The organism is Streptomyces sp. NBC_01260, from assembly GCF_036226405.1.
GTDB classification, from domain to species: Bacteria; Actinomycetota; Actinomycetes; order Streptomycetales; family Streptomycetaceae; genus Streptomyces; species Streptomyces laculatispora.
Genome location: NZ_CP108464.1, coordinates 5,468,956 through 5,490,402, shown reverse-complemented (window position 1 = coordinate 5,490,402; position 21,447 = coordinate 5,468,956). Strand labels below are relative to the sequence as shown.

At 70.7% G+C, this 21,447-nt stretch carries 16 protein-coding genes, 1 tRNA gene and 1 pseudogene; 12 read left to right on the top strand and 6 right to left on the bottom strand.

Annotated elements, in window-relative coordinates:
- Window positions 1-42 precede the first annotated feature (42 nt).
- Both OG322_RS24385 and OG322_RS24380 read right to left on the bottom strand, forming a co-directional pair.
- On the bottom strand, window positions 43-1,479 hold the full coding sequence (locus OG322_RS24385; protein ID WP_329306918.1) for a glycosyltransferase: 1,437 nt from the start codon (window positions 1,477-1,479) through the stop codon (window positions 43-45).
- A 141-nt stretch (window positions 1,480-1,620) separates the two neighbouring features.
- On the bottom strand, window positions 1,621-2,265 hold the full coding sequence (locus OG322_RS24380; RefSeq protein WP_329306917.1) for an SACE_7040 family transcriptional regulator: 645 nt from the start codon (window positions 2,263-2,265) through the stop codon (window positions 1,621-1,623).
- 119 nt (window positions 2,266-2,384) lie between these two features.
- Between OG322_RS24380 and OG322_RS24375 the strand changes: the two genes are divergently transcribed.
- The 7 genes and pseudogenes from OG322_RS24375 to OG322_RS24345 form a co-directional block, all read left to right on the top strand.
- A complete protein-coding gene (locus OG322_RS24375) occupies window positions 2,385-3,992 on the top strand; it encodes a carboxyl transferase domain-containing protein (RefSeq protein WP_123471252.1) in 1,608 nt (535 codons plus the stop codon).
- Between the two features lie 13 nt (window positions 3,993-4,005).
- On the top strand, window positions 4,006-6,084 hold the full coding sequence (locus tag OG322_RS24370; protein WP_123471520.1) for an ATP-binding protein: 2,079 nt from the start codon (window positions 4,006-4,008) through the stop codon (window positions 6,082-6,084).
- Window positions 6,081-7,031, top strand: coding sequence for a hydroxymethylglutaryl-CoA lyase (locus OG322_RS24365; RefSeq protein WP_124284080.1), 951 nt, complete (start codon window positions 6,081-6,083; stop codon window positions 7,029-7,031). Before OG322_RS24370 ends, OG322_RS24365 begins: the two co-directional genes overlap by 4 nt.
- 29 nt (window positions 7,032-7,060) lie before the next feature.
- Complete coding sequence (locus OG322_RS24360) at window positions 7,061-8,227, top strand: acyl-CoA dehydrogenase family protein (protein ID WP_123471254.1); 1,167 nt, start codon at window positions 7,061-7,063, stop codon at window positions 8,225-8,227.
- 117 nt (window positions 8,228-8,344) lie between these two features.
- Window positions 8,345-8,986 (top strand): GNAT family N-acetyltransferase, encoded by a 642-nt coding sequence (locus OG322_RS24355; protein WP_329306916.1) that lies wholly within the window; start codon window positions 8,345-8,347, stop codon window positions 8,984-8,986.
- A gap of 123 nt (window positions 8,987-9,109) precedes the next feature.
- On the top strand, window positions 9,110-10,141 hold the full coding sequence (locus OG322_RS24350; RefSeq protein WP_329306915.1) for an ABC transporter substrate-binding protein: 1,032 nt from the start codon (window positions 9,110-9,112) through the stop codon (window positions 10,139-10,141).
- Window positions 10,138-10,444: pseudogene (locus OG322_RS24345) on the top strand (siderophore-interacting protein); the annotation flags it as partial. The gene OG322_RS24350 and the pseudogene OG322_RS24345, both read left to right, overlap by 4 nt.
- Before the next feature lie 55 nt (window positions 10,445-10,499).
- On the opposite strand, the gene OG322_RS24340 reads toward OG322_RS24345, so the two are convergent.
- Entirely contained in the window at window positions 10,500-12,161 is a 1,662-nt protein-coding gene (locus tag OG322_RS24340) for a beta-N-acetylhexosaminidase (protein ID WP_123471255.1), read from the bottom strand.
- A 328-nt stretch (window positions 12,162-12,489) separates the two neighbouring features.
- Here OG322_RS24340 and OG322_RS24335 point away from each other — a divergent pair, with 328 nt between their 5' ends.
- Together OG322_RS24335 and glmS are read left to right on the top strand one after the other, a co-directional pair.
- The gene (locus OG322_RS24335) at window positions 12,490-12,765 is read left to right on the top strand and encodes a hypothetical protein (RefSeq protein WP_123471256.1); all 276 of its coding nucleotides are present in this window, start codon (window positions 12,490-12,492) and stop codon (window positions 12,763-12,765) included.
- Between the two features lie 66 nt (window positions 12,766-12,831).
- On the top strand, window positions 12,832-14,661 hold the full coding sequence (glmS, locus tag OG322_RS24330; protein ID WP_123471257.1) for a glutamine--fructose-6-phosphate transaminase (isomerizing): 1,830 nt from the start codon (window positions 12,832-12,834) through the stop codon (window positions 14,659-14,661).
- Between the two features lie 294 nt (window positions 14,662-14,955).
- Here glmS and OG322_RS24325 read toward each other — a convergent pair whose 3' ends face one another.
- Window positions 14,956-15,477 (bottom strand): universal stress protein, encoded by a 522-nt coding sequence (locus tag OG322_RS24325; protein ID WP_123471258.1) that lies wholly within the window; start codon window positions 15,475-15,477, stop codon window positions 14,956-14,958.
- Between the two features lie 934 nt (window positions 15,478-16,411).
- On the opposite strand from OG322_RS24325, the gene OG322_RS24320 reads away from it, so the two are divergent.
- The 3 genes from OG322_RS24320 to OG322_RS24310 all read left to right on the top strand — a co-directional run bounded on the left by OG322_RS24320 (window position 16,412) and on the right by OG322_RS24310 (window position 18,447).
- A complete protein-coding gene (locus OG322_RS24320; RefSeq protein ID WP_123471259.1) occupies window positions 16,412-17,635 on the top strand; it encodes a helix-turn-helix domain-containing protein in 1,224 nt (407 codons plus the stop codon).
- A gap of 10 nt (window positions 17,636-17,645) precedes the next feature.
- The gene (gene orn, locus OG322_RS24315; protein ID WP_123471525.1) at window positions 17,646-18,248 is read left to right on the top strand and encodes an oligoribonuclease; all 603 of its coding nucleotides are present in this window, start codon (window positions 17,646-17,648) and stop codon (window positions 18,246-18,248) included.
- 126 nt (window positions 18,249-18,374) lie between these two features.
- Window positions 18,375-18,447 (top strand) — tRNA-His (locus OG322_RS24310).
- Between the two features lie 153 nt (window positions 18,448-18,600).
- Here the strand turns inward: OG322_RS24310 and OG322_RS24305 are convergent.
- The gene (locus OG322_RS24305) at window positions 18,601-19,632 is read right to left on the bottom strand and encodes a LacI family DNA-binding transcriptional regulator (RefSeq protein ID WP_124284083.1); all 1,032 of its coding nucleotides are present in this window, start codon (window positions 19,630-19,632) and stop codon (window positions 18,601-18,603) included.
- A 292-nt stretch (window positions 19,633-19,924) separates the two neighbouring features.
- On the bottom strand, window positions 19,925-21,385 hold the full coding sequence (locus tag OG322_RS24300) for a GH1 family beta-glucosidase (protein WP_329306914.1): 1,461 nt from the start codon (window positions 21,383-21,385) through the stop codon (window positions 19,925-19,927).
- Window positions 21,386-21,447: the final 62 nt, after the last annotated feature.

Below are 21,447 nucleotides of genomic sequence, written 5' to 3'. Positions count from 1 at the left end.
CGATGCCGCTGCGTACGTGTGCCGTGCCGGTGCGGTGGGAGGTCAGTCGCCGGAGCGGCCGGTCCGGCTGCCGGCCAGCGGTTCCGGCTGCCTGGTCATGGCCGCGCCGGAGGTGATCGCCCACCGGGCGAGCAGGAAGGAGAACGGGGTGGCGAGAATTCCGGCGGTCAGCGCGGCGATGTTCTTTCCCATGCCCAGATGACTCACTCCGACATAGAGCAGCGCCCCGGACAGGACGAGATTGACGAGGCTCGACAGCGGAAAGCGGACGAAGGCCCGCCAGGTCGGAGTGGTCCGGCAGGTGATGTAGGAGTTGAGCAGGAAGGAGCCGATAATACTGACGCAATAGCCGATGACATGGGCGGTCAGATACGGAATCCAGCGGTTGAGCGTCGCGTACACGGTCAGGTAGACCGCTGTGTTGACGACGCCGATCATGGCGAACGTGAGGAATTGGCGCACGGTCCGGGAACGGCCCGATCCAAAGGCACTCGCGCCGCCGCCTCTCACCCGTAACGGCCGGTCGATCGCGGCGGGAGCGGCGGGAGCCGGCTGCTCGCTGGTTTCCCGGATCAGGTAGTGCGGGCGGTTCTTCGTCTCGCAGTAGATCCGGCCGACGTATTCACCGATGATTCCGAGCGTGGCCAGCTGGATGCCGCCGAGCGCCACGATGGCGGTCAGCAGGGTGGTGTAGCCGGGCACCCCCACCCCGTTGCGTGCCACCTCCACGATGATCCACAGGGCGTATCCCATCGCCGCCAGGGCCATCAGGAGGCCCCCGTAGATGGCCAGCCGCAGGGGGCGGTTGTTGAAGGAGATCAGCCCGTCGATGCCGTAGTTGAGCAGCCGCCTGCTGCCCCACTTCGAGCGCCCCGCCACCCGCTGGGCGTTGTGGTAGGTGAAGCTGGTGGTGTCGAAACCGATCCAGGAGAAGATCCCCTTGGAGAACCGGTTGGACTCGGGGAGCGAGAGCACGCTGTCCACCGCACGGCGGGACAGCAGCCGGAAGTCCCCCTCGCCGTCGACCACCGACACGTCCATGAAGTGCCCCATGGCGCGGTAGTAGGAGCGGCTGAGGAGCGAACGCAGGGCGCCCTCGCCCTCGCGGTCGCGCCGGGCGATCACCTGGTCGTATCCGTGCCGGCTCAACTCCATCATGCGGGGCAGGAGTCCGGGCGGATGCTGGAGGTCGGCGTCCATGAGCACCACGGAATCCCCGCAGGACATCCGGAGCCCGGCGAGCATGGCGGCCTCCTTGCCGAAATTACGGCTGAAGGCGGTGTACCGGACCCGTTCGTCGACGGCGGCCAGGTGGATCAGTTCGGCACGGGTGAGATCTTCGCTGCCGTCGTCGACGTAGCAGACCTCGAAGCTCTTCCCGGTCGGTTCGAGAGCGGCGACCAATGCGCAGTGAAACGCCTTGACGGCCGCATCCTCATTATAGCAAGGGACGACGATCGATACCTGGCAGTTTTTCATTCAATTCCCCATCAGGCGCGGACGCGACCGTCCCGAAGCCTATGTCCGCACCCCGCCGAAACAACTCAGGCGAAAGGGAGTGGTGGGGAAAAGTCGGCGCGGATTCACACCCGGTGGTCCGGGGTGCGCTTTCCGGCCGGCCTATTGCGGAGCACCGCCGCGCGACGGCCGCCCACCGCCCGCCGCGTCGAAGGCGCCCCGGGCCAGCCGGTGCAGCAGCGCCGCCGTGTCGGTGCGGTCGGGCAGGGCGCCGGGGCGGCCCAGGTGCGGGGTGGAGTTCAGCAGGCCGAAGACGGCGTGCACCGCGGCACGCGCCTCGTGCTCAAGGAGGTCCGGGTAGAGGTCGCGGACGACGCCGACCCACACCTCGACGTACTGCCGCTGGAGCCGGCGCACCCGCTTGCGGTCGGCGTCCCGCAGGCGGTCCAGCTCCCGGTCGTGCAGGGTGATCAGGGGGCGGTCGTCGAGGGCGAAGTCGATGTGGCCCTCGATGAGCGCGTCCAGGAGCGCCTCCCGCGACCCGTCGGGGGAGGCGGCGTCCTCGGACGCGCGCAGCTCCCCGCCGGCCAGCAGCCGCTCGCTGATGCCCACCAGCAGCTCGGCGAGCATCGCGTCCTTGCCGGGGAAGTGGCGGTAGAGGCCGGGGCCGCTGATGCCGACGGCGGCACCTATCTCGTCGACGCCGACGCCGTGGAAGCCGCGCTCGGCGAAGAGGCGGGCGGCCTCCTTGAGGATCTGCTCACGGCGGGTGGGAGCCGCGACGCGGGCGGCGGCATGGGTGCTCATGACCAGTCATTCTAGACAGGGGGGTTAGCGGTCGTTAACCTGAAGAGACGTTAACGCTCATTAACGGCCTCGCGGGCGAGGCCGTCACCACTGCGGTACGGGCAAGGGGGCTCGACAGGATGCAGCAGGCACCGGTGCTGGCGAGCGCGGCCGATCCCGCCTCCGAGGCCTGGCAGGCCAACGAGGCGGCGCATCACGCGCTCGCCGACGAGCTGCGCAAGCGGCTCGCCACGGCCAGGCTCGGCGGGGGTGAGAAGGCCCGCGCCCGGCATGTGGCGCGCGGCAAGCTGCTGCCCCGGGAGCGGGTGGACACCCTGCTCGATCCGGGCTCCCCCTTCCTGGAGCTGGCCCCGCTGGCGGCCGAGGGGCTGTACGGGGGCGCCGCACCGGCCGCCGGGGTGATCGCCGGGATCGGGCGGGTCAGCGGCCGGGAGTGCGTGATCGTCGCCAATGACGCGACCGTCAAGGGCGGCACGTACTACCCGATGACCGTGAAGAAGCACCTGCGGGCCCAGGAGGTGGCGCTGGAGAACCGGCTGCCCTGCCTGTACCTGGTGGACTCGGGCGGCGCCTTCCTGCCGATGCAGGACGAGGTGTTCCCGGACCGGGAGCACTTCGGACGGATCTTCTACAACCAGGCCCGGATGTCCGGGGCCGGTGTCCCGCAGATCGCGGCGGTGCTGGGGTCCTGCACGGCCGGCGGGGCGTACGTCCCCGCGATGAGCGACGAGGCCGTGATCGTCCGGAACCAGGGGACGATCTTCCTGGGCGGGCCGCCGCTGGTGAAGGCCGCGACCGGTGAGGTCGTGACGGCCGAGGAGCTGGGCGGCGGCGAGGTCCACTCCCGTACGTCGGGGGTCACCGACCACCTCGCCGAGGACGACGCGCACGCGCTGCGGATCGTGCGCAACATCGTGGCGACCCTGCCGGACCGGGGCGAACTGCCCTGGTCCGTGCGGCCGGCCGACGAGCCGGCGGTCGATCCCGCCGGTCTGTACGGGGCCGTGCCCGTCGACTCCCGCACCCCGTACGACGTACGCGAGGTGATCGCCCGGGTGGTCGACGGCTCGCGCTTCGCGGAGTTCAAGGCCGAGTACGGGACGACGCTGATCACCGGCTTCGCACACATCCACGGCCATCCGGTCGGGATCGTCGCCAACAACGGCATCCTGTTCTCCGAGTCCGCCCAGAAGGGCGCGCACTTCATCGAGCTGTGCGACCAGCGCGGCATCCCGCTGGTGTTCCTCCAGAACATCTCCGGATTCATGGTGGGCCGTGACTACGAGGCCGGCGGCATCGCCAAGCACGGCGCCAAGATGGTCACCGCCGTCGCCTGCACCCGGGTGCCGAAGCTGACCGTGGTGGTCGGCGGGTCCTACGGCGCGGGCAACTACTCGATGTGCGGCCGGGCCTACAGCCCCCGCTTCCTGTGGATGTGGCCCAACGCCAAGATCTCCGTCATGGGCGGCGAGCAGGCCGCGTCCGTCCTGGCCACGGTCAAGCGCGACCAGCTGGGCGACGACTGGAGCGCCGAGGACGAGGAGTCGTTCAAGGCCCCGATCCGCGAGCAGTACGAAAGCCAGGGCAACGCGTACTACGCCACCGCCCGGCTCTGGGACGACGGTGTGATCGACCCGATGGAGACCCGGCAGGTGCTGGGGCTCGCCCTGACCGCCTGCGCCAACGCCCCGTTGGGCGATGCCGGTTTCGGCGTCTTCCGGATGTGAGGAACAGATGACGATGTTCGACACCGTTCTCGTCGCCAACCGCGGCGAGATCGCGGTCCGGGTCATCCGGACCCTGCGCGAACTGGGAGTGCGCTCGGTCGCCGTCTTCAGCGACGCGGACGCGGACGCCCGGCACGTGCGGGAGGCCGATACGGCGGTACGGATCGGCCCCGCCCCGGCATCCGAGAGCTATCTCTCGGCGGACCGGCTGCTGGAGGCGGCCCGCCGCAGCGGCGCGCAGGCCGTCCACCCCGGCTACGGCTTCCTCGCCGAGAACGCGGGCTTCGCCCAGGCGTGCGCTGACGCGGGTCTGGTCTTCATCGGACCGCCCGCCGCCGCCATCGCGCTGATGGGCGACAAGATCCGGGCCAAGGAGACGGTCGCCGCGGCCGGCGTCCCGGTCGTTCCCGGCTCCACCGGAAGCGACCTGACCGACGGCCGGCTGGCCGACGCGGCGAACGAGATCGGCATGCCGGTGCTGCTGAAGCCCTCGGCGGGCGGCGGCGGCAAGGGCATGCGGCTGGTGCGCGACGCGGCGCTGCTCGCGGACGAGATCGCCGCGGCCCGGCGCGAGGCGCGCGCCTCCTTCGGCGACGACACCCTGCTGGTGGAGCGGTGGATCGACCGGCCGCGCCACATCGAGATCCAGGTGCTGGCGGACGGGCACGGCAACGTGGTGCACCTCGGCGAGCGCGAGTGCTCGCTGCAGCGGCGCCACCAGAAGATCATCGAGGAGGCGCCGTCCGTCCTGCTCGACGAGAAGACCCGGGCGGCGATGGGCGAGGCCGCCGTCCGGGCGGCCCGCTCCTGCGGCTATGTCGGCGCGGGCACGGTGGAGTTCATCGTCCCGGGCAGCGACCCCGCCGCGTACTGCTTCATGGAGATGAACACCCGCCTCCAGGTGGAGCACCCGGTGACCGAGCTGATCACCGGCCTCGATCTGGTGGAGTGGCAGCTGCGGGTCGCGGCCGGTGAGCGGCTCCCGTTCGGGCAGGACGACATCACGCTCACCGGGCACGCCGTCGAGGCCCGGATCTGCGCCGAGGACCCGGCGCGCGGCTTCCTGCCCTCGGGCGGCGCCGTGCTGGCGCTGCACGAGCCGCAGGGCGGCGGGGTGCGGACGGACTCGGGGCTCGGCGAGGGCGGCGAGGTCGGCAGCCTCTACGACCCGATGCTGTCGAAGGTCATCGCGTACGGCCCCGACCGGGCGACGGCCCTGCGCCGGCTGCGGGCGGCGCTCGCGGACACGGTGGTCCTCGGCGTCCCGACCAACGCGGGCTTCCTGCGCCGCCTCCTCGGCCACCCGGCCGTGGTGGCGGGCGATCTCGACACCGGTCTGGTGGAGCGCGAGGTGGACGCGCTGGTGCCGGACGGGGTGCCGGAGGAGGTGTACGCGGCCGCCGCGCTGCTGCGGCAGCACTCCCCCGCCCCCGCCGGCCCGCTGACCTGGGCCGACCCGTTCTCGGCCGGTGACGGCTGGCGGCTCGGCGGCACCCCGGCCCGGACGGTGCGGCACTTCCGGATTCCCGGCCACGACCCGGTCCAGGTGGGCGTGCGTCCGTGCGGCGCGGGCACCGAGGTGACCTTCGGCCATGTCGGCGAGGGCGCGCAGCCGCCGGCCCCCGACTCGGGCACCTGCGGGCCGCTGGGCCCGCTGCCCGGCGGCGCCGAGACGGCCCGGCTGATCGCCGATGACGGACGTCGCGTCACCCTCGAACTGGCCGGTGTCACGCACTCGTTCGCCCATGCCGCATCCCCGGAGGGCCGCTGGCTCGGCCGGGACGGCGACACCTGGCACGTCCGGGACCACGACCCGGTGGAGGCGTCGCTGACCGGCGCCGCCCGCTCCGGGGCCGACACCCTCGCCGCGCCCATGCCGGGCACCGTCACGGTGGTGAAGGTGGCCGTCGGCGACGAGGTCGCGGCCGGGCAGAGCCTGCTGGTGGTGGAGGCGATGAAGATGGAACACGTCATCTCCGCCCCGCACGCCGGCACCGTCACCGAACTCGACGTCACCGCCGGGACCACGGTCGCCATGGACCAGGTACTGGCCGTGGTCACCCCCGTGGCCGCCGCCGGGGAGGAAGCATGAGCACCGACCGCACCCTGCCGACGACCGTGGCCGCGCCCGGCCTGCCCGCCCGGATCCGGATCCACGAGGTCGGCGCCCGCGACGGGCTCCAGAACGAGAAGGCGGTCGTGCCGACCGGGGTGAAGGCGGAGTTCATCCGCCGGCTCGCGGTCGCCGGGCTCTCCACGATCGAGGCGACGAGCTTCGTCCACCCCAAGTGGGTGCCCCAACTGGCCGACGCCGAGCAGCTGTTCCCGCTGCTCGGCGACATAGGGGACGTGGGCGACGTGGCGCTCCCGGTCCTGGTGCCGAACGAACGGGGGCTGGACCGGGCACTCGCGCTCGGCGCCCGCCGGATCGCCGTCTTCGGCTCCGCGACGGAAACGTTCGCCGCCCGCAACCTCAACCGCACCGTCGACGAGTCGCTCGCCATGTTCGAGCCCGTCGTGGCCCGCGCCAAGGCGGACCGGGTGCATGTGCGCGGCTACCTGTCGATGTGCTTCGGCGACCCGTGGGAGGGGGCGGTACCGGTGGGCCAGGTCGTCCGGGTGGCCAGGGCGCTGATGGACCTCGGCTGCGACGAGCTCTCGCTCGGCGACACCATCGGCGTCGCCACACCGGGCCACGTCCGGGCACTGCTGTCCGCACTGAACGAGGCGGGGGTGCCCACCGACACGATCGGGGTGCACTTCCACGACACGTACGGACAGGCCCTGTCCAACACCCTGGCTGCGCTCCAGCACGGCGTCACCACCGTGGACGCCTCCGCGGGCGGCCTCGGCGGCTGCCCGTACGCGAAGAGCGCGACCGGAAATCTCGCCACCGAGGATCTCGTGTGGATGCTCGACGGCCTCGGCATCGAAACCGGGGTCGACCTCGACGCGCTCACCGCCACCAGCGTGTGGCTCGCCGAACAGCTGGGCCGACCCAGCCCGTCCCGTACCGTCCGAGCACTCTCGGCGCCGTGAACACAGTCCCACAAGGAGTGACCGTCCACATGTCCCTGGACCACCGGCTGACCGCCGAGCACGAGGAACTGCGACGCACCGTCGAGGCGTTCGCGCACGACGTGGTCGCACCGAAGATCGGCGACTTCTACGAGCGCCATGAGTTCCCGTACGAGATCGTGCGGGAGATGGGGCGGATGGGCCTGTTCGGGCTGCCGTTCCCGGAGGAGTACGGCGGGATGGGCGGCGACTACCTCGCCCTCGGCATCGCGCTGGAGGAACTGGCCCGGGTCGACTCGTCCGTGGCGATCACCCTGGAGGCCGGGGTCTCGCTCGGCGCGATGCCGGTGTTCCGCTTCGGCACCGAGAAGCAGAAGCAGCAGTGGCTGCCGAAGCTCTGTTCGGGCGAGGCGCTCGGCGCGTTCGGGCTGACCGAGCCGGACGGCGGTTCGGACGCGGGCGGCACCCGGACGACGGCCGTGCGCGACGAGGCGAGCGGCGAGTGGGTGATCAACGGCTCCAAGTGCTTCATCACCAACTCCGGCACCGACATCACCGAGTTGGTGACGGTCACCGCGGTGACCGGCCGCAAGGAGAACGGCGCCCCGCGCATCTCCTCGATCATCGTGCCGTCCGGCACCCCCGGCTTCACGGTCGCCGCCCCGTACTCCAAGGTCGGCTGGAACGCCTCGGACACCCGCGAGCTGTCCTTCACCGACGTACGGGTTCCGCTGGAGAACCTGCTGGGCGAGGAGGGCCGCGGCTACGCCCAGTTCCTGCGGATCCTGGACGAGGGCCGGATCGCCATCTCGGCGCTGTCGACGGGCCTCGCGCAGGGCTGCGTGGACGAGTCGGTGAAGTACGCCGCCGAGCGGCACGCCTTCGGGAAGCCGATCGGCGCCAACCAGGCGATCCAGTTCAAGATCGCGGACATGGAGATGCGGGCCCATATGGCGCGGATCGGCTGGCGGGACGCGGCTTCGCGGCTGCTGGCGGGTGAGACGTTCAAGAAGGAGGCGGCGATCGCCAAGCTGTACTCCTCGACCGTGGCGGTGGACAACGCCCGCGACGCGACCCAGATCCACGGCGGCTACGGCTTCATGAACGAGTACCCGGTGGCCCGGATGTGGCGCGACTCCAAGATCCTGGAGATCGGCGAGGGCACCAGCGAGGTGCAGCGGATGCTGATCGCACGGGAGCTCGGGCTGCCGGCCTGACACCGGGCGGCAGGAGGGCGGTGGGAGGCGGCGGGAACCGGCAGACAGCCTGTGAACCGCGCCGTCTCCTCCTGCAATTCGTTCGACAGCGCCCCCTGGCCCCGGCAGTGTTCGTCCATGAAGCACCACCACTGGCCCCTGTACGGGCTCCGCGTCCGCACTCCCCGTCTGGAGCTCCGCCTCCCGGACCTGGAGCTGCTGGACGAGCTGGCCTCGGTCGCCGCCGACGGGGTGCACGCCCCGCACACCATGCCGTTCACCGTCCCCTGGTCCGACGGCCCGCCCGCCGAGCGCGGGAGGGCGGTGTTCCGGCATGTGCTGTCCACGATCGCCAACTGGGCCGACGACGACTGGGCGTTGAGCCTCGCCGTCCTGCACGAGGGCCGGGTGGTCGGGCGGCAGGACGTGATGGCGAGGCACTTCGCGGTGACCGGCGTGGTCGAGACGGGCTCCTGGCTGGGGCTCGCGTACCAGGGCCGCGGCATCGGCACCGAGATGCGGGCTGCCGCACTCCATCTCGCCTTCGCCGGTCTCGGGGCCCGTACGGCGGTCTCGTCCGCGATGACGGACAACCCGCGCTCGCTCGGTGTCTCGCGGCGGCTCGGCTACCTCCCGGACGGTCTGGCGGTCGCCGCCCTGCGGGGCGCGCCCGTCACGCTGCAACGGCTGCGGCTGGAGCGCGCCCGGTGGGAGGAGCGCCGTGCCGTCGAGGTCACGCTGGAGGGGCTCGACGAGTGCCGTGCGGAGTTCGGCGGGTGAGCCCGCCGGTGGAGCGCTGACCGGGGTGGGCCCCGGCCGGGCCGGTCGCACAGAAGGTTAGGCTAACCTTCCTTCGGACCGGCTCAAGGCCGGTCTCCGGCCCGTACGAAAGTGGACTCCGTCATGCGCACTGCCCGAGCGATCCGCCCCACCCGCCGCGGCCTGCTGGCCATGGGCGGCGCCGTAGGTCTCGGTGCCGTGCTCGCCGCCTGCGGTGACAGCGACGCGAAGGACTCGGGTTCCACCGGCACCAAGGGCGCCGACGCCGGGCCATGGAGCTTCAAGGACGACCGCGGGAAGACCGCCGAGGCCGCGTCGGTCCCGAAGAACGTCGTCGCCTTCACCGGTGTCGCCGCCGCGCTCCACGACTACGGCATCGAGGTCAAGGCCGTCTTCGGCCCGACGACGACCAAGGACGGCAAGGCCGATGTGCAGGCCGGCGACCTGGACGTCAGCAAGGTCGAGATCCTCGGCAACGTCTGGGGCGAGTTCAACGTAGAGAAGTACGCGGCGCTCGACCCGGACCTGCTGGTTACCGCGATGTGGGAGAAGGACGCCCTCTGGTACGTGCCGGACACGTCCAAGGACAAGATCCTGAAGCTGGCCCCGAGCGTCGCACTGTGGGCCGCCCGGACCACGATCCCCAAGGCCATCCAGCGCCACGAGGACCTCGCCGCGTCGCTCGGCGCCGACGTGAAGGCCAAGACGGTCACGGACGCCAAGGCCCGCTTCGAGAAGGCCGCGGCCCGGCTGCGCGCCGCCGCGAAGTCCAAGCCGAACATCAAGGTCCTGATCGGCTCGGCCAGCCAGGACCTCTTCTACGTCACGCTCGCGAAGACCGCCGCCGACACCCTGTACTTCCAGGAGCTGGGCGTGCAGTTCGTCGAGCCGAAGGTGAACGCGGCGGGCTTCTTCGAGGAGCTGAGCTGGGAGAACGTCGACAAGTACCAGGCCGACATCATCATGATGGACAACCGGTCCTCCGCGCTCCAGCCCGACGCCCTGACGTCCAAGCCGACCTGGATGCAGCTGCCCGCCGTCAAGGCCGGCCAGGTCGTCCCCCGTACCACCGAGCCGATCTTCAGCTACGACAAGTGCGCGCCGGTCCTCGAGGGCCTCGCGAAGGCCATCGAGGACGCCAAGAAGGCCGCCTGACCACAACGGCCGCCGCCGCTCCCCCGGCCGCCCCGTTCCGGTTCTCCGGCCTGACGGTGCCGCGCACCGGGCGGCCGGGGCCATCCATGCTCCGGATCACCTTCGGCGGCCCGGGGCTCGCCGGCTTCGCCGCCGGGGGCCGCGATCAGAGCCTTTTCGCTGTTCCTTCCGCACCCCGGACAGGCGGAATCAGTCGTTCCGGTCGACAACGAGGGAAACCGGTTCGCCGCCCGGCGGGCACTTCCGGCCGGTGTACGGGCCGTGAGGCGCTCGTACACGGTCCGTGCCCGGCAGGACCGAGCCCGTCCGGCGATCGAGGACAACGCCCCCGGCCGCCGGACGGCCCCGTCACCTCACGTCACCCCGCCGCAGCCGGCTCCGCCGGCCACGGCACCTGCGGCGACCGGTAGTAGTCGATGCCCATCGCGGTGAACCGCGGCCCGAGCGCGGCCAGCCGCAGCTTGTACGTGTCCCAGTCGTGCGTCGCCGCCGGGGACCAGCCCAGCTCCGCCGCCCCGGGCAGCCGCGGGAACGCCATCGCGTCGATGTCGTCGCTGTCCGTCAGCGTCTCCGCCCAGATCGGTGCCTCGACACCCAGGACCGCGTCCGCCGGAGCACCGGAGAGATAGGTCGCCGGGTCCCAGTCGTAGGAGCGCTGGACCTCGACCAGGCCGGCCCACTTCAGGCCCAGTTCGGTCTTGTCCGTGTACTTCATGTCCAGGTACACCCGGTCGGCCGGCGAGAGCACCAGCTTGGTGCCGTTCTTCGCGGCGTCCACCACCTGCTGCCGGTTCGCGGCGCTCGTCTTGTCGTAGCCCCAGTACTGGGCGACGGCTCCCTTGACCGGCTCGGCCCCGGTGAGCTGGTGCCAGCCCATCACGGTCTTGCCGTACGTGCCGACGATGGCCTGCGCCCGCTTCATGATCTTGGCGTAGTCATCGTGGCTGGTGGAGTGCGCCTCGTCACCGCCGATGTGGATGTACGCGCCGGGGGTCAGCGCGGCCAGTTCGCGGATGACGTCGTCGATGAAGTCGTACGTGATGTCCTTGCCCGCGCACAGCGAGCTGAACCCGACCTCGATGCCGGTGTAGAGCGGCGGCGCGACGCCGTCGCAGTTCAGCTCGGCGTACGAGGCGAGGGCGGCGTTGGTGTGGCTGGGCATGTCGATCTCCGGCACCACCTCCAGGTAGCGGGAGGCCGCGTAGTTCACGATCTCCTTGTACTGGCTCTTGGTGTAGTAGCCGCCGGTCCCGCCGCCGACCTCCGTCGAGCCGCCGTACGTGGCCAGCTTCGGCCAGGAGTCGACGGCGAGCCGCCAGCCCTGGTCGTCGGAGAGGTGCAGGTGGAACTTGTTGATCTTGTACAGCGCAATCTGATCGATGTAGCGCTTGACCTCGGTGACCGAGAAGAAGTGCCGCGCGACATCGAGCATGGCGCCCCGGTAGCCATAGCGCGGCGTGTCGGTGACAGTGCCTCCCGCGACGCTCCACGGCCCCTTCTGGCGGCTGTCCGCCTCCACCTGGGCCGGCAACAGCTGACGCAGCGTCTGGACGCCGTGGAAGAGCCCTGCCGGCTTGCGGGCGGTGATGGTGACGGAACCGCGTCCGGACGTCAGGGTGTACCCCTCCGCGCCCAGCTTGCTGTCGCGGGAGCCGAGCCGGAGCCGGATGCCGTCGGCGCCGTCCTTGCCGGTGACCGGCAGGGCGTATCCGGTGGAGGGGCGCAGCACGCCCGCCAGGTACTCGCCGATCTTGCGGGCCTCGCCGGACGAGCCGTCGACCCGGATCCTGGTGCCGTCGTTGAGGGAGTACGGGGAGCCGCCCGGCCTGACCGAGGCGGGGGCGGGCACGACCTGGCCGAGCGGCCGGGACGCCCGGCCGGCGGAGTCGCTGCCCACCGCGGACGCCGTGGGCGCCGCGCACGCGGTGGAGACACCGGCCGCCGTGACGAGGAGCAGCGAGCCGAGAAGACGGGGTAGAGCACGGGGAAGAGCACTGCGCCGCGCGGTGTGCAGTCTCACAAGCCGGGTCCCTTTCTACGGGTCCACATCTGCGGATCTCCTGACCAACCGAACCGTCGCCATGCGTACCGCTTACCCAATGGATGGTCAAGGTGTAGACCACTTCCCCGCGTTGACCGCGCCGGAACGTGGCCGACGGTCCGGGGCGTATGGCCGAATTCATCCCTGCGGCCCCGCCGCCCCCGCGAACCACCGAGCGCCCCAGGAAACCACTCGGAGGAACCCCCGATCCTCCGCAGAACACAGAGAAGGGGCCATTTGCCCCCAGTCCTGCCCGATATCGGGCAGAATTGTTGCGCTGGAGCCCCTTCCGTCGCAGTATCGACGCGTGCTCGAACGCCGCTCGTCGTACGACGACCTCATTGATCACCTGGTGCGCAGCACCGCGCTCCAGCGCGGTGAGGCCTCCCGGGTGATCCTCGACGTGCTGGCGTACTTCGACGAGACGACCGAGGACTACGTCCGCCGCCGCCACCGGGAACTGCAGTCCGGCGGCCTGGTCAACGCGGAGATCTTCGAGCGGATCGCGGCCGAACTGCCGCACCGGGCGGTCGCGCCGCCGGAGCTCTCGCTCCGGCAGCTGCGCCGCATCGTCTACGGCTGAGACCGGCCCGCGGCCGGGCACCCACTTACTTGTACGTCGATGGATTGACGGAGGGGCAGAGACTCTATGTGCGGAATCGTCGGTTATATCGGAAAGCGTGATGTGGCTCCGCTGCTGCTGGAAGGGCTGCAGCGGCTGGAGTACCGGGGTTACGACTCCGCGGGCATCGTGATCACCGGCAAGCCGGCGGCCGGGAAGCCCGCCGCGCTGAAGATGGTCAAGGCCAAGGGCCGGGTCCGCGAGCTGGAGGCCCGGGTCCCCAAGCGGTTCACCGGCACCACCGGCATCGCCCATACCCGCTGGGCCACCCACGGCGCCCCGAGCGACGAGAACGCCCACCCGCACCTGGACGCCGGCAACAAGGTCGCCGTCGTCCACAACGGGATCATCGACAACGCCTCCGAGCTGCGTGTCCGCCTTGAGGCCGAGGGCGTCGTCTTCCTCTCCGAGACCGACACCGAGGTGCTGGTCCACCTGATCGCCCGCTCGGAGGCGGACACCCTGGAGGAGAAGGTCCGCGAGGCCCTGCGCTCGGTCGAGGGCACGTACGGCATCGCCGTGATGCACGCCGACTTCAACGACCGCATCGTCGTGGCCCGCAACGGCTCCCCGGTCGTCCTCGGCATCGGCGAGAAGGAGATGTTCGTCGCCTCGGACGTCGCCGCCCTGGTCACCCACACCCGCCAGGTCGTCACCCTCGACGACGGCGAGATGGCCACCCTCAAGGCCGACGACTTCCGTACGTACACGACGGAGGGCTCGACCACGACGGCCACGCCGACCACCGTGGAGTGGGAGGCCGAGTCGTACGACATGGGCGGCCACGACACGTACATGCACAAGGAGATCTCGGAGCAGGCCGAAGCCGTCGACCGGGTGCTGCGCGGCCGGATCGACGACCGCTTCGCCACCGTCCACCTGGGCGGCCTGAACCTGGACGCCCGTGAGGCGCGCGGGGTCCGCCGGATCAAGATCCTGGGCTGCGGCACCTCGTACCACGCGGGCCAGATCGGCGCCCAGCTGATCGAGGAGCTCGCCCGCATCCCCGCGGACGCCGAACCCGCCTCCGAGTTCCGCTACCGCAACCCGGTGGTGGACCCCGACACGCTGTACGTCGCGGTCTCCCAGTCCGGTGAGACGTACGACGTGCTGGCCGCCGTCCAGGAGCTCAAGCGCAAGGGCGCGCGGGTGCTCGGTGTGGTCAACGTGGTCGGTTCCGCGATCGCCCGGGAGGCCGACGGCGGTACGTATGTGCACGCCGGCCCCGAGGTGTGTGTCGTCTCCACCAAGTGCTTCACCAACACCGTCGTCGCGTTCGCCCTGCTCGCCCTGCACCTGGGCCGCATCCGGGACCTGTCGGTCGCCGACGGCAAGCGGATCATCGAGGGGCTGCGCAGGCTGCCCGCCCAGATCAGCGAGATCCTGGACAACGAGGACGAGATCAAGAAGCTGGCCGCGGAGTACGCGGACGCCAAGTCGATGATGTTCATCGGCCGGGTGCGCGGCTACCCCGTCGCCCGGGAGGCCTCACTGAAGCTCAAGGAGGTCTCGTACATCCACGCCGAGGCCTACCCGGCCTCCGAGCTGAAGCACGGACCGCTCGCGCTGATCGAGCCCGCGATGCCGACCGTGGCGATCGTGCCGGACGACGACCTGCTGGAGAAGAACCGCGCCGCGATGGAGGAGATCAAGGCCCGCAGCGGCCGCATCCTCGCCGTCGCGCACCAGGTGCAGGAGAAGGCCGACCACACCATCGTCGTACCGAAGAACGAGAACGAGCTGGACCCGATCCTGATGGGCATCCCGCTCCAGCTCTTCGCTTACCACACGGCACTGGCCATGGGCCGGGACATCGACAAGCCGCGCAACCTGGCGAAGTCCGTCACCGTCGAGTAGCGGCCCGCCCGCACCCGGCGGAGAGCGGCCCCGCACCCACACGACGTGGGTGCGGGGCCGCTCTCACGTGCGGGCACCCCTCACATGCAATCGTGCTGTTCCGCCGTGACTTTTATGCACCCTTCACAAGGGAACAATCCACGTCTACGGATCGGTAGATTCTTTCATCCCGCTGTTTTCGTAGTCGAGTTGACGCCACTCGGCTTCGGGACGGCGGACGGAAACGAGACCGCCCGCCCCGGGAGTTCCGGACGACGGGCGGACAGGTACCTCGAAGGAGTGAGGGAAGAACGGCTACGGGATGACGACGACCGGGCGCTGGGCGCGCCGCGCCAGCCGGCCCGCCACCGAGCCGAATATCCGGCCGACGATTCCCTGCGTGGAACCCACCACGATCGCGTCGGCCGAGTACTCCCGGCCGACCTCCTCCAGCTCGTGGCAGATGTCCCCGCCGCGCTCGACGAGCACCCACGGCACCTCGGTGAGGTAGTCCGCGCAGGCGAGCTCCAGGCCGAGGACCTCGGTGCGGTGATCGGGCACATCGACGAAGACGGGCGGCTCGCAGCCGGCCCAGACGGTGGTCGGGAGCCGATTGGCGACGTGGACGATGATCAGGCCGGAGCCCGATCTTCGGGCCATGCCGATCGCGTAGGCGAGGGCTCGTTCGCTGGAGGTCGAGCCGTCGAAGCCGACGACGACCCCGTGCCGGAACGCGGGATCACAGGAATGACGTGTTTCTTCGGCCGCCTGCGGGCCCGACTCTGGGTCGGCTACCTGCTTGCGGTCCGCGGGTTCGGGGATTTCGTGACCGGCCATCGGTGTCTCGGCGAAGAGAGTCCTCGTGAGGAGAGCGACTTGGGGAGCTGCGTCAGTGGGCGGTGTGGCGGTGTCCGGGAATCATCTTCCCAACCCCTTACCCCCAAGGGTACGGCGCCACTCCTCCACAGCCCAGACCCGCGCAAAGCGCGCGCGACGTTTCACGGAGCATGCCCGAGACCGCCCCGTATGGCAATGCCGGTTGCTCGGTACACCGACGTCACAGGGGCCCGACAGCCGCGATCGGCGACCGGTGGGAGGTCCGGCCCGTCAGCCGCTCGGCTGCCCCGCCGCACACCGTCCACGGGTCCGTCAGCGGGCACCCCGACCGCTCGGTACCGATCGCGGCGCCGCCGAACCGCTCCGGGAGGCGATCTCGCGCCCGAACCCGACCGGCCCAACCGTCCGGAACCCGCCGCACCGCCGGCCGCCGACGCGGCCCGCGGTCGTCATCCGGACACCCACCGGCACCGGCCGCCCCACCTCCGGACCGGCCGAGGGGGCGCATGGAAGCGGCTGCTCTTCCGAGGCGTGCGCCGGTTGAACGAATGATTTCCGCACACGCGACCGTATGTTTTCAGCCAACTTCATTCGCCAGTCAATTCCTTGTCGAATTGGCCGGTGAACCCCCTTGCCAGCAGGCAGGAAGAGACCGCGCGGTACGCTTCCACCCAACGGGGACGGGCCATGAACGCGAGGCGCACTTCCCTGCACGACTCACGAGTGAAACGCTTCGTGATCGAATGCTTCCCGCCAGGTTGCCTTGTCGACATAAAGCCGGTTGGTGAACTTGTCACGACGGCACCACGGGACGCAGTAGATTCGATCTTGGGTGTCGAAGGCTGGGGACTCGTGCACGACCGAGGGGACATGTGCAGGTGCGACAGGCCCGTAAGGACCAGGAAGACGCGAACACCGAGGGGGGCTTAGCGTCATGAGCCAGGACTCCGCCACCGCAACGGAGGCTGTACGGAAGCTGAGCGGGCGCCGGCGCCGAGAGGTCGTGGCCGTACTGCTGTTCAGCGGCGGCCCCATCTTCGAGAGCTCCATCCCGCTCTCCGTGTTCGGAATCGACCGCCAGGACGCGGGAGTTCCGCGATACCGGCTACTCGTGTGCAGCGGCGAAGAAGGACCGCTGCGCACCACAGGGGGACTCGAACTCACCGCGCCCTACGGGCTGGAGGCGATCAGCAGGGCCGGCACCGTCGTGGTGCCCGCCTGGCGCTCGATCACCTCGCCACCCCCCGTGGAGGCACTGGACGCGCTGCGCCGCGCCCACGAGGAGGGCGCCAGAATCGTCGGGCTGTGCACGGGGGCCTTCGTCCTCGCCGCGGCCGGACTGCTCGACGGCCGCCCGGCGACCACACACTGGATGTACGCACCGACGCTGGCCAAGCGCTATCCGTCGGTCCACGTCGATCCGCGCGAACTGTTCGTCGACGACGGCGATGTGCTCACCTCCGCGGGTACAGCGGCCGGCATCGATCTCTGTCTGCACATAGTCCGCTCGGACCACGGCACGGAGGCCGCCGGGGCACTCGCCCGCCGGCTCGTCGTGCCGCCGCGGCGCAGTGGCGGCCAGGAGCGCTACCTCGACAGGTCTTTACCCGAGGAGATCGGCTCCGACCCGCTCGCCGAGGTCGTGGCCTGGGCGCTGGAGCATCTGCACGAGCAGTTCGACGTGGAGACGCTCGCCGCGCGCGCCTACATGAGCCGGCGGACCTTTGACCGGAGGTTCCGTTCGCTCACCGGCAGCGCACCGCTCCAGTGGCTGATCACCCAGCGGGTGCTGCAGGCGCAGCGGCTGCTGGAGACGTCCGACTACTCGGTCGACGAGGTCGCGGGCCGCTGCGGCTTCCGCTCGCCGGTCGCGCTGCGCGGACACTTCCGGCGTCAGCTGGGCTCCTCCCCCGCCGCGTACCGGGCCGCCTACCGGGCCCGTCGTCCGCAGGGCGGAGGTCCTGAGCCGGTCGGCCAGGTCGCCGAGGTGGTGCCCGCCCAGGGCAGTCCCGCGGGCCGTCGTGCCGCCGCTCCCGCGGGTCAGTCCGCCGCTGCCCCGGCAGCGCTGGACGCGGGCCGCGCCGAGCACGGGAGGCCGGGCTCCGACGCCTACGCGGCAGGGCGCCCGGCCCTGCCGGGGCAGCGGAGTGCCCCGTAGGGTGGGGCGCATGAACGACCGCATGGTGTGGATCGACTGCGAGATGACCGGGCTCTCGTTGACGGAAGACGCACTCATCGAGGTGGCCGCACTGGTCACCGACTCGGAGTTGAACGTGCTCGGCGACGGGGTGGACATCGTGATCCGCCCGCCGGACGCGGCCCTGGAGACCATGCCCGAGGTGGTGCGGCAGATGCACACCGCCTCGGGCCTGCTCGACGAGCTGGCCGGGGGCACCACCCTGGCCGACGCCGAGGAGAGGGTCCTGGCCTATGTGCGCGAGCACGTGAAGGAGCCCGGCAAGGCCCCGCTCTGCGGGAACACGGTCGGCACCGACCGCGGATTCCTGCTGCGGGACATGCCGTCACTGGAGGGCTACCTCCACTACCGGATCGTCGATGTCTCCTCGGTCAAGGAACTGGCCCGCCGCTGGTTCCCGAGGGCGTATTTCAACAGTCCCGAAAAGAACGGCAACCACCGGGCGCTCGCGGACATCCGCGACTCCATCACCGAGCTGCGCTACTACCGCGAGGCGGTCTTCGTCCCGCAGCCGGGACCGGACTCGGAACGCGCGAAGTCGATCGCGGCGCGGCTGACCCCGCCCTCGGTCTAGCATCGTGGGAAGCTGCTGGTCACGGCCCTTCCGGGGGCCGGGACCGGCGGTTGAACAATGGAGGCGCGAGCACCCTCCAAGACCCTGTACACTTTTTCTCGGCCGGTCAGAAAAAGACCGGACGTGGTGGGTATAGCTCAGACGGTAGAGCACCTGGTTGTGGTCCAGGATGTCGCGGGTTCGAGTCCCGTTACTCACCCTGAATGATCAAGGGCTGGCCTGTGAAAACGGGTCAGCCCTTCTTCATGTCCCGTTCCTTGGGGACATCACGGAAACATGAGAAAGGCCCCGGTCCGGGACCGGGGCCTTTCCGTTTCCCGCGCCCCGCCGGAGAGCTGCGGTGTGATGCTCGTCACGAGGAGTCGCGGACGATCAGTTCGGTGGGGAGCACGATCTGCGGCCGCTCGGCACTCTCGCCCGCGATCATGTCGAGGAGCACCCGGGTCATCGTGCGCCCCATCTCCTCGATCGGCTGCCGCACGCTCGTCAGCGCGGGGTCCATGTGACGGGCCACGGCCGAGTCGTCGAAGCCGATGAGAGCCACGTCGTCCGGGATGCGCCGGCCGGCCTCGCGCAGCACCTGGCGGGCGCCCGCGGCCATCAGGTCGGACGCGGCGAAGACCGCGTCCAGGTCCGGGCGGCGGGCGAGCAGCTCGCGCATGGCCCGCACGCCGCCCTCCTCGGAGAAGTCGGCGGGGGCGATCAGCCGCTCGTCCGGCTCCAGACCGGCCTCGGAGACCGCCTTGCGGTACCCGTCCAGGCGCCGCTGGGAGGCGTAGACGTCCAGTCGCCCGGTGATGGTGGCGATCGAGCGGCGGCCCCGGGAGGCGAGGTGCTCGACGGCGCCGCGGGCGCCCTCGAAGTTGTCGGAGTCGACCGAGGGCAGCGGCTCCGTGGCGGACCTGCGGCCGTTCATCACCGCAGGCATGCCCAGTTGCTCCAGCAGGTCGGGCAGCGGGTCGTCGGCGTGCACCGAGACCAGCAGCACGCCGTCCACACGGTGCGCGGTCAGGTACTGGGCCAGCCTGCGGCGTTCGCGGTCACTGCCGACGAGGGTGAGCAGCAGTTGCATCTCGGTGTCGGCCAGGGCCGCGCCGACCCCGCGCACGATGTCGGAGAAGTAGGGCTCCGCGAAGAAGCGGCTCTCCGACTCCGGCACCACGAGCGCGATGGCGTCCGTACGGTTCCCGGCCAGGGCGCGGGCGGCGCGGTTGGGTACGTAGCCCAGTTCGGCGACGGCGGCCTCCACCGCCTCCCGGGTGTGCGCGCTGACCCGCGGTGAGCCGTTGATGACCCGCGAGGCCGTGCCGCGGCCCACTCCCGCCCGTGCCGCGACTTCCTCTAGCGTGGGCCGGCCCCCGCTCCGTACTCGCGCTGCCGTCATGGCTGCCTCCCGTTCGCGGTCAATTTCTCACAGTCGGATAACCAAACCAAGTCCTGGTGTTGGCTCTCTTGACACTCGACGGGACCGGTCGGCCGCTCCCCCGCCCCCACCATGGGAGCGCTCCCACTCTACGCGCGTGGTCAAGCGGCGCGCGCGAGCCGGGGTGCGGCCTCGCGCGGCCGGCATCCGGACATGACTGAGACCCGGCGCGGGGCCGGGTCTCAGGGGTGGCACCTGCTCGGACGATTCCGGTGAACCCAGGCCAGGTCAGCTGGAGTTGACCGGTCTCACCTCAGGAAGGGCCGGTCTGCGGCAGGGCGTGGCGGCGGATCACGTCGGCGTACCAGTGGGCACTCGCCTTGGGAATGCGGCGCTGGGAGGCGTAGTCGACGTACACGGTGCCGAAGCGCTTCGAGTAGCCGTACGCCCACTCGAAGTTGTCCATCAGCGACCACAGGAAGTAGCCCCGGACGTCGGCGCCGTCGGCCACCGCGCGCTGCACCGCGTCGAGGTGCCCGTGCAGGTACGCGATCCGCTCGGGGTCCTCCACCCGGCCCTCGGGCGAGACGTAGTCGTCGAAGGCCGCACCGTTCTCGGTGACCATCAGCGGCACCTCCGGGTGGTCCCGGCTGGTGTCCATGAGCAGGTTGTACAGCCCGTCCGGGTCGATCGCCCAGTTCATCGCGGTGCGCTGCTTGCCCTCCGAGAGGTGGAAGGCGACGTGCTCGGAGCCGGGCCACGGGGAGTAGTCGCTGGCACCGTGCCCGTCGTCGCGAGTGCTGCCCGCGCCCTTCTCGGGGGTGGAGACCAGCGTCGGCGTGTAGTAGTTGACGCCGAGGACGTCGATCGGGCCGGAGATGGCGGCCAGGTCGCCGTCGTGGACCAGCGTCGACCAGTCCACCAGGTGCCTGGTGTCGGCGATCAGGTCCTCGGGGTACTCGCCGCGCAGCATCGGACCGGTGAAGATCCGGTTTCCCACCGCGTCGATCCGGCGGGCGGCGTCGGCGTCGGCCGCGCTCGCGGTGAGTGGGCGGACCTGGTGGAGATTGAGGGTGACCGAGGTCTGCGCGGCAGCGGGGAGTTGACCGCGCAGAACCTCGATCGCCCGGCCATGGGCGAGGTTGAGGTGATGGGCCGCCCGCAGGGCGGAGGCGGGCTCGGTGCGGCCGGGAGCGTGCACGCCGGAGCCGTATCCGAGGAAGGCAGAGCACCAGGGCTCGTTGAAGGTGGTCCACGTCCCGACGCGGTCACCGAGGGCGCCCGCCATGATCGCGGCGTAGTCGGCGAACCGGTCCGTGGTCACCCGCTGCGGCCAGCCGCCGGCGTCCTCCAGCTCCTGGGGCAGGTCCCAGTGGTAGAGGGTGGCGACCGGGGTGATGCCGGCTTCGAGCAGCTCGTCGACGAGCTTGCGGTAGAAGTCCAGCCCGCGTTCGACGGCGGGGCCGCGCCCGGTGGGCTGCACCCGGGACCAGGAGATGGAGAAACGGTACGCCTTCAGCCCCAGCCGCTTCATGAGCGCCACGTCGTCGCGGTACAGGTGGTAGTGATCGGCGGCGATGTCTCCGGTGTCGCCGTTGCGGACCTTGCCCGGCGTACGGCTGAAGGTGTCCCAGATGGAGGGGGTGCGGCCGTCCTCGGCCGCGGCGCCCTCGACCTGGTAGGCGGCGGTGGCCGCCCCCCAGACGAAGCCTGTCGGAAATCTCGTTGCCTCGGGCGCCTGCTTCGGGGCGATGTCAGGTCGTACAGCAGTCATGCGGGAGCGCTCCCAGGAGTGGACGGACAGGGGCGGGGAAAGGTGGAACTCCGGAACCCGCG